Origin of the sequence: Shewanella sp. MR-4 (assembly GCF_000014685.1) — a bacterium.
In the GTDB taxonomy this organism is placed as follows: Bacteria; Pseudomonadota; Gammaproteobacteria; order Enterobacterales; family Shewanellaceae; genus Shewanella.
The window spans coordinates 2,689,340-2,707,685 of record NC_008321.1; the positions used below are offsets into that span (position 1 = coordinate 2,689,340).

The 18,346-nt window shown below is 48.0% G+C and carries 16 protein-coding genes; 2 read left to right on the plus strand and 14 right to left on the minus strand.

Annotation, left to right across the window (positions count from 1 at the left end; all coding sequences use genetic code 11):
• Nucleotides 1-42: 42 nt before the first annotated feature.
• The 13 genes from hemH to SHEWMR4_RS11880 form a co-directional block, all read right to left on the minus strand.
• Nucleotides 43-1,089: a ferrochelatase gene (hemH, locus tag SHEWMR4_RS11820; RefSeq protein ID WP_011623009.1), complete on the minus strand. Its 1,047-nt coding sequence runs from the start codon at nt 1,087-1,089 to the stop codon at nt 43-45.
• Nucleotides 1,090-1,168: 79 nt separating this feature from the next.
• Nucleotides 1,169-1,813: an adenylate kinase gene (gene adk, locus SHEWMR4_RS11825; RefSeq protein WP_011623010.1), complete on the minus strand. Its 645-nt coding sequence runs from the start codon at nt 1,811-1,813 to the stop codon at nt 1,169-1,171.
• A 141-nt stretch (nt 1,814-1,954) separates the two neighbouring features.
• On the minus strand, nt 1,955-2,818 hold the full coding sequence (locus tag SHEWMR4_RS11830) for a co-chaperone YbbN (protein WP_011623011.1): 864 nt from the start codon (nt 2,816-2,818) through the stop codon (nt 1,955-1,957).
• Between the two features lie 117 nt (nt 2,819-2,935).
• A complete protein-coding gene (gene htpG, locus SHEWMR4_RS11835; RefSeq protein WP_011623012.1) occupies nt 2,936-4,849 on the minus strand; it encodes a molecular chaperone HtpG in 1,914 nt (637 codons plus the stop codon).
• Nucleotides 4,850-5,139: 290 nt separating this feature from the next.
• The gene (recR, locus tag SHEWMR4_RS11840) at nt 5,140-5,739 is read right to left on the minus strand and encodes a recombination mediator RecR (RefSeq protein ID WP_011623013.1); all 600 of its coding nucleotides are present in this window, start codon (nt 5,737-5,739) and stop codon (nt 5,140-5,142) included.
• Nucleotides 5,740-5,751: 12 nt separating this feature from the next.
• Nucleotides 5,752-6,081, minus strand: coding sequence for a YbaB/EbfC family nucleoid-associated protein (locus tag SHEWMR4_RS11845; protein WP_041409075.1), 330 nt, complete (start codon nt 6,079-6,081; stop codon nt 5,752-5,754).
• 170 nt (nt 6,082-6,251) lie between these two features.
• The gene (gene dnaX / locus SHEWMR4_RS11850; RefSeq protein WP_011623015.1) at nt 6,252-9,467 is read right to left on the minus strand and encodes a DNA polymerase III subunit gamma/tau; all 3,216 of its coding nucleotides are present in this window, start codon (nt 9,465-9,467) and stop codon (nt 6,252-6,254) included.
• 129 nt (nt 9,468-9,596) lie between these two features.
• Nucleotides 9,597-10,148 carry an adenine phosphoribosyltransferase gene (gene apt, locus SHEWMR4_RS11855; protein WP_011623016.1) on the minus strand — a complete coding sequence of 184 codons (552 nt, stop codon included), beginning with the start codon at nt 10,146-10,148 and terminating at the stop codon, nt 9,597-9,599.
• Nucleotides 10,149-10,328: 180 nt separating this feature from the next.
• On the minus strand, nt 10,329-10,697 hold the full coding sequence (locus SHEWMR4_RS11860) for a YbaN family protein (RefSeq protein WP_011623017.1): 369 nt from the start codon (nt 10,695-10,697) through the stop codon (nt 10,329-10,331).
• A gap of 100 nt (nt 10,698-10,797) precedes the next feature.
• The gene (locus SHEWMR4_RS21195) at nt 10,798-10,920 is read right to left on the minus strand and encodes a hypothetical protein (RefSeq protein ID WP_011623018.1); all 123 of its coding nucleotides are present in this window, start codon (nt 10,918-10,920) and stop codon (nt 10,798-10,800) included.
• Between the two features lie 156 nt (nt 10,921-11,076).
• The gene (locus tag SHEWMR4_RS11870; RefSeq protein WP_011623019.1) at nt 11,077-11,817 is read right to left on the minus strand and encodes a DUF2063 domain-containing protein; all 741 of its coding nucleotides are present in this window, start codon (nt 11,815-11,817) and stop codon (nt 11,077-11,079) included.
• Nucleotides 11,817-12,656, minus strand: coding sequence for a DUF692 domain-containing protein (locus tag SHEWMR4_RS11875; RefSeq protein WP_011623020.1), 840 nt, complete (start codon nt 12,654-12,656; stop codon nt 11,817-11,819). The genes SHEWMR4_RS11870 and SHEWMR4_RS11875 overlap by 1 nt, the downstream gene beginning before the upstream one ends.
• Nucleotides 12,657-12,790: 134 nt before the next feature.
• Nucleotides 12,791-13,222, minus strand: coding sequence for a hypothetical protein (locus SHEWMR4_RS11880; RefSeq protein WP_011623021.1), 432 nt, complete (start codon nt 13,220-13,222; stop codon nt 12,791-12,793).
• 259 nt (nt 13,223-13,481) lie between these two features.
• On the opposite strand from SHEWMR4_RS11880, the gene SHEWMR4_RS11885 reads away from it, so the two are divergent.
• Together SHEWMR4_RS11885 and SHEWMR4_RS11890 are read left to right on the plus strand one after the other, a co-directional pair.
• Nucleotides 13,482-14,429, plus strand: a complete 948-nt coding sequence (locus SHEWMR4_RS11885; RefSeq protein ID WP_011623022.1) for a tRNA-dihydrouridine synthase — start codon at nt 13,482-13,484, stop codon at nt 14,427-14,429.
• 163 nt (nt 14,430-14,592) lie between these two features.
• Nucleotides 14,593-14,952, plus strand: coding sequence for a TraR/DksA C4-type zinc finger protein (locus SHEWMR4_RS11890; protein WP_011623023.1), 360 nt, complete (start codon nt 14,593-14,595; stop codon nt 14,950-14,952).
• 316 nt (nt 14,953-15,268) lie between these two features.
• Here SHEWMR4_RS11890 and SHEWMR4_RS11895 read toward each other — a convergent pair whose 3' ends face one another.
• Nucleotides 15,269-17,917: a TonB-dependent receptor gene (locus tag SHEWMR4_RS11895; RefSeq protein WP_011623024.1), complete on the minus strand. Its 2,649-nt coding sequence runs from the start codon at nt 17,915-17,917 to the stop codon at nt 15,269-15,271.
• Between the last annotated feature and the right edge of the window lie 429 nt (nt 17,918-18,346).

Genomic DNA, 18,346 nt, shown 5'->3' on the forward strand with positions numbered 1-18,346 from the left:
GAAACTAGGCCGTGTTTCGGTTTCAACGGGAGAAATTTACCGTCACTCTGCGCATATCCAAGGTTGAGCTTGTTCTTGCACCAGTTGCCTGAGCAGCTCGATATGGAGCTCATCATCATTTAAACAGGGAATAAAGTGATAGGCCTCGCCGCCCGCATGCAGGAAAGTCTCTTTACCGCCAATGGAAATTTCTTCTAAAGTTTCAAGGCAATCGGTGGCAAAGGCTGGGCAAATGACATCGACACTTTTTACGCCTTGGCGGGGTAAATCGGCCAGCAGCTCATCGGCATAGGGGGTTAACCACTCTTCTTTACCGAAGCGGGATTGGAAACACACCTGCCATTGTCCGTCGGTTAACTCCAGCGCCTGCGCCAATAACTTAGCCGTCGAGCGGCACTGCTCAGGATAGGGATCGCCTTCGGTGGCATAACGCAGCGGAATACCGTGGAAGGATAAAATCAACTTATCGGCCTGCCCATGGGTTTTCCAATGGCGCTTAACCGAATGCGCTAAGGCCGCGATATAGGCGTCATGGTCAAAATACTGTTTGCTGAAACGCAGCTCAGGAATGTCACGCACTTGGGTAAAATACTGCGCCACCGCATCGAACACACTGGCGACGGTCGAGCAGGAATATTGCGGATACAGCGGCAGTACCACGATACGTTCGGCGCCTTGGGCCTTAAGTTTGGCAAAGCCGCTATCAATCGAAGGATTGCCATAGCTCATGCCCAGTTCCACCGGAATGGTTTGATTAAAGGTCGCGCTCAGATCCGTGGCTAACTTCTGCGCCTGCTGCTCGCTTATCACCATCAGCGGCGAGCCCTGCTCCGTCCACACGCTCTGATAAAGTTTGGCCACCTTGGCGGGTCGGGTGTTAAGGATTATCCCCTGCAAAATCGGCTGCCACAGCCAAGGGGACAAATCGACGACCCGAGGATCACTTAAAAACTGTTTGAGGAATCGCTTAACCGCTTTGGGAGTGGGTTCATCGGGCGTGCCGAGATTGACCAATAACACGCCAAACGCAGGAGAGGGAGAAGTCAATGTGGTACCTTTTATCAGCCAAATACCTCGGCAGGCTAACATTCGATCGCCAATAAAAAAAGCCTGCAATAGCAGGCTTTTTCCTAATATGAGAACTTGTTCTCGAATTTAGCAATGATGCTTATTTCAGCACGCTGGCTAATTGTGCACTCACAGCCGCTACCGACTGAGTACCATCAAATTTGTGGTATTGAGTGTTACCCGCCGCAGCTACTTTGCCATAGTATTCAACCAATGGCTTAGTTTGCTCGTGGTAAATGCCTAAACGCTTACGTACTGTGGCTTCTTCGTCATCTGGACGAATCGCTAAGTCTTCGCCTGTTACATCGTCCTTGCCTTCCACTTTAGGTGGATTGAATACCACGTGGTAAACACGGCCAGAACCTGGGTGAACGCGACGACCGCTCATGCGCTTAACGATTTCTTCGTCTGGCACATCGATTTCGATCACGTGATCAATGCTGATACCGTTTGCCGCCATCGCATCCGCTTGTGGGATAGTGCGTGGGAAACCGTCTAACAGGAAACCTTTAACACAGTCGTCCTGTGCGATACGCTCTTTAACCAGTCCAATGATCAGATCATCAGAAACCAGTTGGCCTGCATCCATCACTTTCTTCGCTTCTAAACCCAGCGGAGTACCGGCTTTAACGGCAGCACGTAACATGTCGCCAGTAGAAATTTGTGGGATACCATACTGTTCCATAATGAACTGGGCCTGGGTACCTTTACCGGCACCTGGGGCGCCCAATAGGATAATGCGCATCTCAAGAGTCCTCTTTTTCGCATTGATATTCTTCTTAGGGCGGCGATCTTCGCACATCTGGCCGCCATTGAGAAGGCTTTTAGCTTCGACTTTAGCCTCAGAAACCGTAAATAAATCGCAGTTTTGCGGCCAATTTAATCCTTAATAGAGCAAGGTATAGAGCTTACGGCGGTACTGATTCGCCAGACTATTACCTTGCCCAAGCGCCGTTAAAATCTCCATAAAGACTTGTTTTACTTTGCCATTTTCAGCGGTTAAATTCTTAGATAACACACTGTATAAATGTGCGAGCGCTTCTTCGTCTCGATGGGCCGAATGCAAGGCCTTACAAAGTTCGAGTAATAACACTAAATCCTGCGGATTATGCTCGAACTTCTGCTGCAAATCACGAATTTCTGGCGTGTCCGCCGCATCCAAAGCAAGGGTTAATTTCGCCTTTAAGCTTTGGTAATAACCGTCTTGGTCGGCAAGACCAATCTGCTCGAGTAGCAGCTGCGCTTGGGCGAGTTCACCCTGCATCAAATACACATCGGCAAGTACTAAACTCACCTCGGCAGCCTGATTTGAGGCGCTGTAGGCGTCTTTCAGTAACACAGCCGCCGTGGATAAATCCTCCGCCGACACTTGGCTTAAGGCTAACAGGGCTTTGGCTTGCTCAAGCTGTAATTGCCATAAGGGTGGCAAGTGTTTCTCCAGCATAGCGTTAACCTGCGCCGCCTCTTGTATGCCCGCAAAGCCATCTATTGGCTGGCCCTTATCGAGCACTAAGGTGGTCGGCAGTGCTTGAATGCGGAAATAGTTAGCAATTTCCAGCTCGGTTTCGCAGTTCACTTTCGCCAGCACAAAACGGCCAGCATGCTGCGCGGCAAGTTGCTCGAGTGTTTGCACCATGGCAACACTCTGCGGCTGTGGCTGGGCCCAAAACACCATCACCACCAGTTGCTGCATCGAAGCATCAACAACTTGCTGAATATTGTCTTTCGTTAGATCGAGGATATTGTCCATGGTTTTCCTTACTCCCAAACTGGCACCTCTCCAGAGAAATGCCCTAGGATAATGCGACTCGCGCTGCCTAAAACGGAATCGGGGCACTTGTGTCTCGACTCAAGTGCCCCGAATGTCTTACTTCAGGTTCGCCAATAGCATTTGGTTCATCAGCTTAATAAAGGCCGATGGATCCGCTAGGCTGCCCTTCTCCGACAATTGCGCCTGCTGCAATAACAGATTCGACCAATCGGCGAAGGCGGCTTCATCTTGTAGATCGTTTAAGCGCGACACTAATGGGTGCGCTGGGTTGATCTCAAACGTCGGCTTAACCTCTGGCACTGGCTGACCCGCAGCTTGCATCAGTTTGATCATCTGGCTCGACATCTCACCTTCACCCGTCACCACACAGGCTGGGGTATCGGTTAAGCGTGAAGTGACTTTCACATCGGCCACGCTAGCGCCTAATGCCGCTTTAATGCGTTCAACTAATGGCGCAGACTCTTCGGCGAGTTTCTCCTGCGCTTCCTTCTCGGCCGCATCTTCCAGCTCACCTAATTCCAGCTCGCCACGGGTCACTGAGTGCAGTTGTTTCTCTTTGTATTCGGTTAAGTGATTGATTAACCACTCGTCGATACGTTCTGACATCAGCAACACTTCGATGCCTTTCTTACGCAGCAGTTCTAAGTGTGGGCTGTTGGCCGCGGCTTCATGGCTGTCGGCAACGATATAGTAAATCTTGGTTTGGCCTTCCTTCATGCGGCTTAAGTAGTCATCGAGTGACACTGTTGGGGCCGCGCTGCCAGTATGGGTAGACGCAAAACGCAGTAAGCCTGCAATACGCTCACGGTTTGCAAAGTCTTCCGCTGGGCCTTCCTTCAACACTTGACCAAATTCGGCCCAGAATTGTTGGTATTTTTCCGCATCGTCTTTTGCCAGTTTTTCCAACATACCCAGCACGCGCTTAGTGATACCGGTGCGCATCGCCTTGGTGATGTGGTTGTCCTGCAAAATCTCGCGAGACACGTTCAGCGGCAGATCGTTTGAGTCAATCAAACCCTGCACAAAGCGCAGGTAAGATGGCATAAACTGCTCGGCGTCATCCATGATAAACACGCGCTGAACAAAGAGTTTCAAGCCATGCTTACGGTCGCGGTTCCACAGATCCCATGGCGCTTTTGAAGGGATATACAACAGGTTAGTGTATTCCTGTTTACCTTCAACGCGGTTATGGCTCCACAGCAGTGCGTCTGTGTAGTCGTGGGAAATGTGCTTATAAAATTCTTGGTACTCTTCGTCACTGATCTCAGACTTATTGCGCATCCACAGCGCAGTCGCCTTGTTCATGACCTTCCAGTAACCTTCGGTAGCGGGGATTTTTTCACCGTCTGGGCCATCGCGCTCAGGGGTGCCTTCCTGCCACATTTCAACGGGTACGGAGATATGATCTGAGTATTTTGTGATGATGGAACGTAGGCGCCACTCATCGGCAAACTCTTTCTCTTCATCACGCAGGTGCAGGGTGATCTCAGTACCACGGCTCGCCTTAGTGATGGTATCGACGGTGAAACTGCCCTCACCTTCCGATTCCCACAATACGGCTTCATTGGCCTTATGGCCCGCCGCACGGGTGCGTACTGTAACTTTTTTCGCCACGATAAAGGCGGAATAGAAGCCCACACCGAATTGACCGATCAACTGCGAATCCTTTGAGGCCTCGCCTGAGAGGTTTTTGAAGAATTCAGCAGTGCCCGACTTGGCGATCGTGCCTAAATGCTCAATCACACCATCGCGGGTCATACCTACGCCGTTGTCTTCGATGGTCACAGTGCCTTTTTCTTTGTCTGCGCTGATGCGCACACGTAGCTCACCGTCACCTTCGTATAGTGCGTCGTTGGTCAACGCAAGGTAACGCAGCTTATCGGCCGCATCCGCAGCGTTGGAGACCAGTTCACGCAAGAAAATTTCTTTGTTGGAATACAAAGAATGGATCATCAAATGCAACAGCTGTTTGACTTCAGTTTGAAAACCATGAGTTTCTTGTTGTGACATGAAATTTTCCTTATTTGTTACGCAATTTGGTTAAAGCAAACGCTTAGTGCTTTATAAAATGGGGCTGCAAATCCACTTTTCAAGGGGCGAGATAAAATCGCAGAGCAAATGGCGAAAAATAAGGCAGTATCAGGCCGAAATAACAGCTATTACAATGATGATCCCGAGCAAGCAATGATAAACGCGAAAACTAGATGGCGGCAAACAAGCCGCCTGTCGCAAAAAACACGCCATAAAATAAAAACCCGCGAGCACAGGGCTGGCGGGTTTACTCTTTAGGCCATCGCTCGCTACAGCGGGATACGCCCATTGAAGGACAGTGCTAAGGTGGTGCTGTCGACATATTCCAGCTCGCCACCCACGGGAACACCGTGGGCGATGCGGCTGATCACCACCTTATGGCGCCGTGCCATATCGGCAATAAAGTGGGCGGTGGCCTCACCTTCTACCGTTGGATTGGTCGCGAGGATAAGCTCGGCAACATCGCCCGAGGCTAAGTGACGCTCTAATAGCGCCAAGCCTAACTCTTCAGGCCCCACCCCATCGAGGGGGGATAAATGACCGAGCAATACAAAGTAGCGACCAGAAAAATGTCCACCCGCTTCAATGGCTAATACATCGGCCGGTGTTTCGACCACACAAATCGTCGACGAGGAGCCGCGTTTATGGCTAGCACAAATCGGACAGAGGCTTTCTTCAGTGTAGGTTCGACAAGACTGACAATGACCGATATCGCTCATGGCACTCGACAGCGCCGAGGCTAATTTAAGCCCGGCCTTTCTATCGCGCTCAAGCAATTGAAACGCCATACGTTGAGCCGATTTCGGCCCAACCCCAGGCAAACAGCGCAGGGACTGAATTAACTCGTCAAGCAGTGGACTAAATTTCATTGTCTATCTCAATTAAAATGGCATTTTCATGCCTGGTGGTAATTGCATACCGCCAGTCACTTCGGCCATTTTAGCTTTTTGATTCTCTTCGATACGACGTGCAGCATCGTTACAGGCTGCCGCGATCAAATCTTCCAGCATTTCTTTATCGTCTTCCATTAAGCTTGGATCGATTTCGACTTTACGTACTGTGTGTGCGCCAGTCATGGTCACTTTAACCAGACCCGCACCTGACTCACCGACCATTTCCATGCGGGCAATTTCTTCCTGCATTTTTGCCATTCTTTCTTGCATCATCTGGGCTTGTTTCATCAGATTGCCCATACCGCCTTTTCCAAACATAGTCATTTCTCTTCTATTAGGGTTAGTCGCAAGCTTTTAAGCTGGCTAATCTTACTGAAATAAATGGGATTGGCAATCAATGCCGTTATCCCATCGCTAAACTTATGATCTTGATAGCGAGTTTTTAAGCAAACTCAGCCACTCTCTGCTCGATATGCAGGAATTATGTGTCACTCTGGCTCAGGCAGTGCGGGAATGAGCCCACTACGCTGAGCTAACAATTCTGGCGGATAAACCAAAGTGTCCTGATCAAGCTCGGCCCCAAATCGGTTAATCAGCCACTGTACATTATCGTCCATCATCAGGGATTGACGCGCCTGTTGCAGCAACTCTTGATGGAACCGCTTACGTAGCTCTAAGGGCGTTTCCCGTGTGGGATCGATTCCTATGACCACCTCGACTTGCCTTGGGTTCCCCAATGCGGCCGTCAATGCTTGCTCCAGCTGCTCAATTGCTACTGGCGCCGACAAGTGTTTTTGATCAGGTTTTAGCAACAAAGGCAAAGGGTTAGCCTGCAGCTGACAAATCGAGTTTACCGCCAACTGTCGCACACGGCCGCCAATCTCTAGGCTCGCCATGAGCTTATACCAGTGCAAGTCTAAAGGATGACCGGTAATCGATTGCGCCAAGGTTAATGCTGTGGATGGTGCAGATTGTTGCGTCTCCTCGCTTGACTGTGGCGGGGTCTGGGTTTGAGTCACGGGCTGCGCCGCCGTATCTCTTTGTGGATGAGGCGCTATCGCTTGCTCAACCCGAGTCTCTTCACTATTAGCCGTCTTGGTATTAGCCGCCCCGGTATCAGTAGGCAGAGTAGGAATTGAGGCAGAATGCGCAATTCCAGTCGCCAATTCAGGCTCTTGAGGCGCGATAATTGGCTGTGGTGTCTGGCTGACTTGCGGCGCGCGCGCGGTTTCACTCCCTTGATAAGAAGTTGCTACGGGTTCGACATCGGCTAGAGTATCCACTGGCGCCTCCTCCCATGGCGGACGATCATTGGGATCGAACTGCGGATGTGGCGCAGGCGCAACATGAGCGGGTAGTGAAGCGTTTATTACTCCTGCCTGAGCTTCAAAAAGGCTCTCGATCTCAAAATCATCGTCAAAGGGCAGCTCAAAATCATTCTCGGCCTCACCACTGGCGGTTTTCGTCTCTGAAGGTGTACTGGCAGACGCTTTAGTTGCTGGCGCAGTATGCACGTTCTGGCTCGGGGTTTTAACCTTAACTTCCGTTGCCAGCTTTTTTCCATCACCTTCCTTGGTGCTAAGCGCATCAAGATCGGATAACAAGGAGTCTCGCGCCGCTAATACCGCCGATAAAATATCGTCATCCTCGAGGGACACAGTAGCTGTTGAAACCGGAGGAGTTGTTGAAACTGAATTGTCGGCAAAAGACTGCGATTTGGGGGCCGCAGCAGCGGGCTCATGCACAACATCACTATGGTCGATAGACTGAATACTGTCGCTCATCAACGAGCTATCTTCCATGCCAGAGAATCTGCCCTGCTCCTCAACCATAAATTGCGAATAATCATCCTGATAGGCATCGAGCGGCGCGGCGGCATAATCGTATTGTCCGTAATCCTCTGCAGAATATTCATCTGACGCTAGCGCATCTGTACTCTGATTAGCACCCGCTTGAATATTTTCCTCGGCATCATCATAAGATAAGGCAACAGTTGCTGTTAATGCCGCAGCAGAAGGCTTCTGAGCAATACTAGCGGAATCCATCATTGCAGCTTGATTATGCTCAGCATCAAGATTCGATACAGGCGTAGAAACAGAGCTCGGTTCAGGGCTTGATTCAGAGCTTGCGTCAGTTTTTGAATTAGGGCTTGATTCTGAAATTAAGACGGCTTCAGTACTCGATACCACCTCGGTACTTGCGCCAAAACCTTGGCTTTGGGCTTGGCTTAAGATCACTTGCTGCTCGGCAATCAATGCCGCGTTGAGTGCTGACTCTTCACCAGCTGTATCATCTCCATCGACTGCTGATACATCTTCATCGGATAAAAGCTGCTGCGCGGCTTCGGCTACTAACGCTTGTGAAGCTTGAGAAGCCTTAGAGATCTCGGGCTGAGGAAGCGTGGGGTCTGCAACACTTGGTTCTGACATAAACCCAGACTGAACCGCTTCCGTTGCCGCGGGTTGTGAGTCAACGGTGGAAGTTAACGGAGTTTTTTTTTCAGCCTCTGCCTGATTTTCCACCCTATTCACTGCCTGCTCTGTCGCAGCAGGTATGGTCGAAGGCTGCTGAGCTGGCAAGCTCACCTTAGCAGCATCTTCAACCTGCCAACGTTTTACTGGCTTTTCGGGAACAAATGCCACCGCACGCAGTAACGCCATTTCGAGGCCCGATTTAGGATCCGGCGCATGGGGTAAGTCTTTACGGCCAGTCAGTAAAATCTGGTAATACAACTGCACTTGTTCAGGCGCTAACTGCTCGGCAAAGGCTTGAATTTGTGCGCTATAAAGGGATTGCTGCGCCGCAGCAGGTGCAAATTGAGTCAGGGTAATTTGATGCAATAATTCCAGTAAACTGCGCAGCACTTCTTGGGCGTCCGCGCCATAGGCGAGCACCTGTGCGCAGCTTTGCATCAAGACGCCAATATCGGCATCGGTTAAGGCTTTGAGTAAGCGCAGCACATGCTGCTCATCGATGCTGCCCAGCATAGATTGCACTTGATTGAGCATTACCGTGCCACCACCAAAGGCAATGGCCTGATCGGTCAAACTTAAGGCATCACGCATACTGCCATTGGCCGCTTTGGCGAGCAGAGTTAAGGCTTCGTGCTCAAAGGGCAATTGCTCTTGGGTTAAAATATGCTGTAGCTGAGTGCCAATTTCCTGCTGGGTTAAGCTCTTTAAATTAAATTGCAGACAGCGGGATAACACAGTCACCGGCAGCTTTTGCGGATCGGTCGTCGCCAGTAAAAATTTCACATGCTCTGGCGGTTCTTCGAGGGTTTTTAGCAGCGCATTAAAACTGCTGCGGGAGAGCATGTGCACTTCGTCAATCAGGTAGACCTTAAAACGGCCACGGGTCGGACGATATTGCACATTATCTAAGAGTTCACGGGTGTCATCGACTTTAGTACGCGAGGCGGCATCGACTTCGATCAAGTCAACAAAGCGGCCTTGGGCAATTTCGACACAGCTGCCACACACACCACAGGGGGATGCCGTTACGCCCTTTTCACAGTTGAGGCCTTTGGCGAAGAGGCGCGCCAAACTGGTCTTGCCCACACCGCGTGTACCCGTAAAAAGATAAGCATGGTGTAAACGTTGTTGCGTTAACGCATTCGTGAGCGCGTGCAACACGTGGCTTTGGCCGACCATCTGTTCGAATGTGGCAGGGCGCCATTTTCTGGCTAACACCTGATATGACATGGAACTCCCCAATGTGCATGACAAGAATGTTGGTACAAAAAAGGGGATCGCGCCCCGAGATAGTTGCAAGATAACATGTCAATTAACGACATGCCATTAAACTATCCCTAGGCGCCTTTGGCTGAAGAATTATTCGCCTTCAAACTCACAAAGTTTAACCAACTCAAGACCTAAGGCAGTTAAACGGGCTTCGCCACCGAGATCGGGTAATGAAATCACAAAGGCCGCATCTTGTACTTCACCACCCAGTTGGCGGATAAGTTTGACTGTGGCTTCGATAGTACCGCCAGTGGCCAGCAAATCGTCAACCACCAACACTTTGTCATTCGCGGTAATCGCATCGGTATGGATTTCAAGACTATCGTGGCCATATTCCAGCTCATAGCTTTGGCTAATGGTCGCACGTGGTAACTTACCTGGCTTACGTACAGGCACAAAACCAATGCCTAATTCCAGAGCTAAAGGCGCACCAAACAAGAAACCACGGGCTTCGGTGCCCACAATCTTGGTAAAGCCTTTATTGCGATATTGCTCAACTAATAAATCGATAGTCGCTTTATAGGCCGCGGCATTTTCCAGCAGACTGGTCACATCGCGAAATAGAATCCCTTCCTTAGGATAATTAGGAATCGTTTTAATGCTTTGCTTTATCAAGGATAAGGTTTCTGTATTCATAGCCATTTAATTAACTTAATCATTTCGCCACGCGTAACTGCTGGCGGTAAAAACAAAACGTCCACAGCGAGTGTGGACGAGCTTTAATAATTCGCACAAAGCTTATGCCGCTTTGGTTTGAGTTGCAATAAGCAGCGTATTCAAGTGACGAATTGGTTACCAATTTGTGCCTTAGATCAAATGTGCTTAGGATTCGATTTCAGGAATGGTTTTAAGATACCAAAGTAATCCGCAAGCCATGGTGAGCAGCAGCAACTTCACCCATACAATCGGGACCACCAAAATGCTAATGCTAAAACTGAGTCCCGTGAGCAACATCGCTCGGCGTTTAAGGCCGGGGCGCATCGCCCTGTGTTGTTGCCATTGGGTCAGCGCATCGGCAAACCAAGGGTGTGTCATCAACCACTGGTGTAAGCGCTCGCTTGAGCGGGCAAAACAAAAAGCCGCCAATAGAATAAACGGCACAGTCGGTAGTAGAGGCAATACAATACCCAGCAGTCCAAGGCCTAACGCCAAGCAACCTATCAATAAAAACAAACCGCGTTTCAATATCATAGTTTGTAAATGATCATAGTATGTAGATGCCTCAAACCTGAAAAACAAAAGCCACTCTAAGAGTGGCCAGTAGTATACTCAATTTGAGATTAAAACCTGCTTAAATTAAGCCTAATTGCTTTAACCAAGTCAGGCTTGCTGGTAGCGTCGGCAACAGTAAGACTAAAATAAAACCAATAAAATACATAAAGTTAAATGGGTCTTTAAATGGCTGACTGCTCATTACAGCTCCTCAAATGTGTGCAAAGATAAGTGCGCAGGAATCGTACAGTGATTAAGATCACAAAACGGGCGCCATTGTAGCGGTTTGTCAAATCAACAAAAACCCTTTTTATGTAAGGTTATTGCATTTATTTTGCTGATTTTGGCAGCATGCAGCTTAAATCCCGCGCACTATCCCTTTAACGGCCAGTTGTTCGAGTAACTGAATACAGCCTTGGGTTAACATCTCTGGTTGCATTTGCGGATAAATCCCTTGCAACCAGTTCAGTATGTCATCGAGGCAACTCTGTCCTTGTTCTACCAAATATCCCAGCACTTGCGCACTTAACGGCGTTAATTGTAAGAAGCCCACCTCGCCCGCCTCATCCTGATAGAGGCAAAAAAACACTGGCTGCGGCAGCGGCGCTGTCGGGCGATAATCTTGGCGGATCTGCTGCACCGGATATTGGTACTGGGCCACACTCGCCGTTGCCGCTAAACACAAATAACGCTGCAAAATATCTGCGCTGGACAGTCTCTCTTGCTGGTCAACTTGTTGCGCCGTCGCCACTCGCAGCTCGAGCCATTCATAGTGCGCCAGCTCCAACATAAAAGACGGATCACTTTCTGCTGGTGAATATTCAAATTGCAGGAATTGCAAAAATTCTCCGGCAATATCAATAAAAATTGGGGACTTACAATCGTGTTGACTGAAAAAAGCCTGCACTAAGGCTTGCCACTGTGCATCGCTATAAAGACTTTTAAGAACGGGAAAAGCATTAGAGACAAAACCCATCACATTATTAAAAAACAGCTCTCGATAAACCTGCATCCGCTCTAAGGGCACACCGCTCGGCACTGGGTTTTGTGGATCGCGAATATAATCGATAAAAGACTGCTGTACTTGCGTAAAATCCATCAGGCAATCCTCTTGTCTAAACGATTTTTCGCCCGCGCTTGATAGGCATGGATTTGATTAATCTCATCCAATAACTGCACCGTTTCAGGCAGATTAAAGTCACGTTCCAGCAGTGTCGGCAAGACACCATGCTGGGCATAGCACTTATCCAACAATGCCCAAACCGGATCGTTGATGTCGCTGCCATGGGTGTCGATCAGCAAGGTTTCAGACTGTTGGTAATGCCCTGCGATATGCAAATAGGCGATGCGCTCCGTTGGCATGGCCTTTAAATAAGCCTCGGCATCGTATTGATGATTTATCGAATTCACATAGATATTATTAACATCTAACAGCAGCTTACAGTCGGCCTCTTCTAACACTGCGGTCAAAAATGCCTGCTCACTCATCTGTGCGCTCGGCGCGGCATAAAAGGAAATATTCTCGAGGATCAAAGGCCGCTCTAAAATATCCTCCACCTGTTTTACCCGCGTTGCCACATGCTTAACGGCGTCATAGGTAAAGGGAATGGGCATGAGATCGTATAAATGACCGCCACCCGAGCAATAACTTAAATGCTCCGAATAGACTTCAATTTGGTGCAGATCCATAAACGCCTTCACTTGGCGGACAAATTCCAAATCTAAGGGGGCAGGACTGCCGATAGAGAGTGATAGACCATGGCAGAAAAAAGTATGTTGCTCAGTAAGCTGCCTAAATTGCTTGCCGTATTTTCCACCGAGCGTCATCCAGTTTTCAGGGGCGACCTCTAAAAAATCGATAGCCGTTGGCAGCGCTTGGCAAAACTCACTGAGCATTTCACGCCTTAAGCCTAATCCAACCAGTCCACTCTCTTGCATTGCTTTCACCTCTCACCTAGGGCTTGTCGAGATTACCTTTTCGTTCTGGCAAGCCCACACTCGAATGCTGCTAAACAAAGGCCAGCTGAGGCTGGCCAAGTGTAGAGCTGAAGCTCGATAGTATCGACTCGTGCTTATTTCATCTCTTTTTTGACTGCGTCGGCCTTAGCTTCGACTTTTTCAGCGGTTTTCTTCATATCGCCACCGCATTTAGCTTCACCACATTTACCTTCGTGGGCTTTATCGGCTGCGGCTTTTTTCATATCGGCGCCACATTTAGCTTCACCGCATTTGCCTTCGTGGGCTTTATCAGCAGCGGCTTTCTTCATGTCGGCACCACATTTGGCTTCGCCACATTTACCTTCTTTGGCTTTTTCGGCTGCGGCTTTTTTCATATCGCCACCACATTTAGCTTCGCCGCATTTACCTTCTGAACCGACGATTTGATAACCCGCTTCCATGGTTTCAAATCCGAATGGGTTGGTTTGCGCATTCACGGCAAACGCAGAACCGACCACCACTGTACCTAACGCAACTGCAACGGCTGTTTGCTTAACTGACTTCATATATTTCTTCCTTTTATTTGATGAATGGTGGCCAACAACAGTGTTGTAGCTGGCTTACTGCAAAAGACCCGCCCCATCTCGGTTTCATTTCAAAAAATATCACTAAATCACAGAAATAATCAAAATATGCTGATAGGAAACAGAATTTAGTCGCATAAATCCCCAAAAACAGCTCTTACCCTTCCCTCGCAATGCTTTGTAACCACAGTCCAATAGGATAGAATGCACGCCCTTTGAAACTGGATATGGGTTTGTTGCAGTGCGCGTAATTTTGGCTCCGATGGAAGGCGTGGTTGACGACTTAATGCGAGATATTTTGTCTTCAATTAACCCCTACGATTTGCTCGTCACCGAATTTGTGCGCGTGGTTGACCAACTCTTACCCGAAAAAGTGTTTCTCAAACTCTGCCCCGAACTGCTCAATGGCGGCTTTACCCCCTCGGGCACGCCGGTTCGTGTACAGCTTTTAGGGCAAGAGCCCAACTGCATGGCCGAAAACGCGATGCGCGCGATTGAGCTTGGCTCCCACGGCGTCGATGCAAACTTTGGTTGCCCCGCTAAGATGGTGAACCGCAGTAATGGCGGCGCGGTGTTGCTGCAATACCCTAATACGATTCACGATATTGTGCGTGCCATGCGCCAAGCCGTGCCCGCCGAGCATCCGGTGACGGCGAAAATTCGTTTAGGCTACGAAGACAAATCCCTGTTTATGGAAAATGCGCTGGCCGTTTATGAAGCGGGCGCGACAGAACTGGCTATCCATGCCCGCAGTAAGGTCGATGGTTACAAACCGCCCGCCTACTGGGAATACATTACCGAAGTGCGCGAGCGTTTGCCCATTCCAGTGATTGCTAATGGTGAGATTTGGAACCGCGAAGATGCCGAGCGTTGTATGGCGGTGACGGGCTGCGACAGCATTATGATAGGCCGCGGCGCGATTTCGCTGCCTAATCTTGCCGACACGATTAAGACTGGCGCGGCGCCTTATCGCTGGGCCGACACCTTAGGTTTGATGCTCAGCTACACCCAACGCGAGCTGAGCGGCCGTAAGAGTGATTATTATCCGGCGCGAATTAAGCAGTGGTTTAGTTATCTCAATCGCCAATACCCCGAGGCGGACACCCTGTTTAGGGAGCTACGCATCTATAAAACCACAGAGGAAATTGTGCGAGTGCTAGAAGAGGCGCAGCTACGCCTTAATCAATAAGGGCTCAACGCTCACAGGATAATCCCATAAAAAAGTGGTGAATTTTTAGGTAAACCACCACTTAATCCCTATAAATCGTACAGATACTTGATCTTTATCATAGTCGCTGATAGTGGAACTATTAGACTGAATGTCCAGAGTCAGATAAAACAGGCGATTTTACGTGAGCACCACCCATATCAGACAAGAATTGTCAGAGCTTGAAGCTAATCTAAGGAAGGAAATCGGCGCGCTCCCTCAGTTTATAGAAATACTTGGGGCGGATTATGCCAACCTCACCCTAGGCGAACTTATCGACCGCTTGGCACAGAGCCACCTCGCAGAGCATCCACTATTTTGCCGTTTAAACCGCCTCGATGCTGCCTCCTGTCAACTCGACTTAGGTCTGTACGGCCTCTGCTCCGATTGTGAAACTGAAATCGAAGCCGAGCGCTTAAACCAAGATCCCACAGAACAACGCTGCAGCAGCTGTGCTGAACATTATCAGCATGAACATAGGCATGAACTGCGCCTGAGTCACTAGGGCATGTTGACGTTTAATGGTTACTTTTACAGCAACTTGGCTGGCGTTTATGCAAGGCAAAGTCCGCGCGGTGTAGTTATTCTACATAAACGGACGATAACGTAGCAGAAACGCCAGCCAAACACTGCCCGAAGGGTTCTTCTGGCAAGGTTGCTCTCTTTGTCACACGTCATTCCTCGTTTCGCGAGCGCGAGCTTGCCAGAATGAACAAAATTTAATCTCGAAACGTCAACACGCCCTAGCTAATAACTCAATAATCTATAAGCAAAAAAACCTCCGCAAGCGGAGGTTTGGGTTATCCAGGGAGAGGGATAACTTAAAACTTCTGATTAATTCTCAGATAATAAGTACGACCTAATACATCATAGAGGCCGACGTTTACATCGCGATAATCGGCATAGGTGTAGTAGTTAGGTGCATCGGCATCGAACAGATTATTGACCCCAACCGTGATTGTGCCGTTGTAAGCATGGCTATAAGCAAACTGGATATTGTGTTTGAAGTAGCTAGAATAATCGACGTAACGATCGGTCTCTTCCAAGGTATTGTAGTAATCGGCCGATTGACTACCTATATACACAACAGTCCACGCTGCTGAAAAATCTTCATATTTCCAGCTCGTCGCAAAGTTACCACGCCAATCGGGTGTATCTGTCACGCCCGCGTAATCAATCATCTCGGCTTCGGCATTATCTTGCTTTTTAAAGTCAAGAACATGGGTCAGATCGACTTTGAAGTTAAAGTCACCTATTGCCGTTTCAAGGTTATAGGCGGTTACAAAATCGATACCCGAGGTTTCAACCGAGGCTAAGTTACGAACGCCCGCTTCGATATATTCAATCTTGCCATCGGCACCACGGTGAATATAAGGTGACGAGCCATTCTTGATTTCATCACGCAGGATGTCATCTACATCGACAGATTCAATCTTATTGTCATAGGTAATTGAAAAATAAGATAACTCAACGTTCCAATCATCGGTGACATTCCAGACTCCACCTAAAGTCAGCGAATTGCCCTCCTCTGCCTCAAGGTCAGGATTACCGCCGTACCAGGTTTTGTGCTGGTTATTGGTCGCACAGTAAACGGCATCAACGTTACCTGGCTCATTACACCACAGGGAATCGACAGCCTTTTCAAAACTTAACGATTGAGATGAGAACATTTCACTCATATTTGGTGCGCGGAAAGAATCCCCATAACTTGCCCGCAATAATAGGCTATCAACAGGACGCCAACTTAACCCAAACTTAGGTACCACAGCATCGAAGGTCGATGAATTAACCACTTGACCCTGAGCCCCCGTGAGCGAACCTTCCTGTTCATAGCGTTCATAGCGAACCGCAGCCGACAACTCAACATTAGCTGGTAATCCGACTTGGAATTCTAAATAAGCCGCCGAGCGATCACGTTCAGCATCTACGTCATCACCACCAGAGCCACCCGAAATAATGCCCGATGCGGATTCAGGATCACTGGTCTGCTTGAATTTGATCATTTCATACTCAAGCCCACCGACCATAGCAACAGAGACATCGCCGTTATCGACTAGCAGTGTTGAGGCTAAACCATCGAGTTGCGTACTCTCAAACTTACCTTGATACACACCTGTATGAGCCGCTTTGCGATACAGCTCGGTCATTTGCTGGTTCCATTGTTGGTAACTCATACCCGAGGTATTAAAAATATCGTATTGTTCAGAATCTATCCCTTGTTGAACAATTTCATCGTTAATCAAATTATAATTAAATGAATTCGTGGTCGAGCGGGAATGCTGTGCATTTAGTTCCCAATCAATACCATTACCGAAATCAAGGGTACCGACAAAGCCACCTAAAATATCGACATTATTTGTTTCAGTTAAGGTATCGCGCTCACCAATTTGAGCGGAGCGCATATAAAGCGTCATATCCTCCCCTAGTGGATTAAATTTATTATCAGCGCTCATAACCGGATAATTAGTCGATACTGGCGTTCCGGCGTAACGGGTTTCAGTTTCTGCTAACGAGGCTGATGCGCGGCCGCGGAATTGAATCGTGTCAGTAATTTCATAGGAAAAGTTCGATAAAATAGAGTTACGAGTTTGGTCACCAAATAATTTAGTCACGTTGCCATGGTTATATAAACAACGACCAACATTATTGCCATCGGTTGTATCTACGGTATTTTCAGTTTGCTCACAAATTTCTGAATTGCTATACCAACCCGATGCCGAACTGCCATTAGGCACAGAACTAAAACCACTGTAAGCCGAATAACTCGGATCATCCATATTCCAAATATCACGATCCATTACCGCTTTGGTATCATAATATTCATAGGTCAAGGTAATATTACCTTTATCGGTGTTATAGCCCGTTGCAATCGACAAGCGATTAGCATCACCACCTTCAACTCTCGGTTGCTCAGTGCTGTAATCTAATTGCAGGCCATCAAATTCTTTCTTCGTAATAATATTGATTACACCAGCCACTGCATCAGAACCATAAACCGCAGAAGCACCATCACGCAGAATTTCGATGCGTTCAACAATCGCCATTGGGATAGAAGAGGTATCGGCAACCGAGCCTGAGCTTGAGCTAGTGCCTGGCATGCGCCGACCATCAAGCAACACAAGTGTTGCCGATGAGCCTAAGCCACGAAGGTTAACATTGCTCGTTGAACTCGCCCCCGAACCATATCCTGAAATGCCACGCCATGAACCAAAACTATTTATCGCCGAGTTATTTAAAACATCCGCTACGGTTTTCTCACCCGTCATGGCAATATCTGCCGCATTAATCACAGTAACAGGCGAAACAGTTTCCATATCCACCTGTTTAATACGTGAACCAGTCACTTCTATACGTTCAACTTTAGCATTTTCCTCTGCCGCAATTGTCATGCCTGAAAATAAAACACTGGCAGAACCCATAGTGATAATACTAGCGCGTACAGCTTTAGCTGCTAACGTTAAATGGTGCATATATCTCTCCTAGAGGTTTAATAAATTAAACCTGACTTGTTGTTATTTTTGTTAATTTGCAAGTTTCCTTGGCGTATCAATATTGTTAACAATTAATAAATTGCGCAATGAAAAATAACAACAAAGAACAAATTGATACATGTAGAATATATACTGGAGAGAAAAGACCACACTAAAACGATAATAAACAATAAGTTATGTATGCTAATAAAAACATCATCATTATTATCAATGCGATACAGGCAGCCGCTTATTGATAATAAAATGTTTTAAATAACTTATTTTTGAAAATTTATCAACAATTGATACAAGGTGTATCTATTTAATAATTGAGTTTCAATATTAATGAGTGCTTAACACTGAAAGAGACGAGATATAAATAATAATGCCACTCAAAAGAGTGGCATTATTGGATCAAAAATTAGCTAT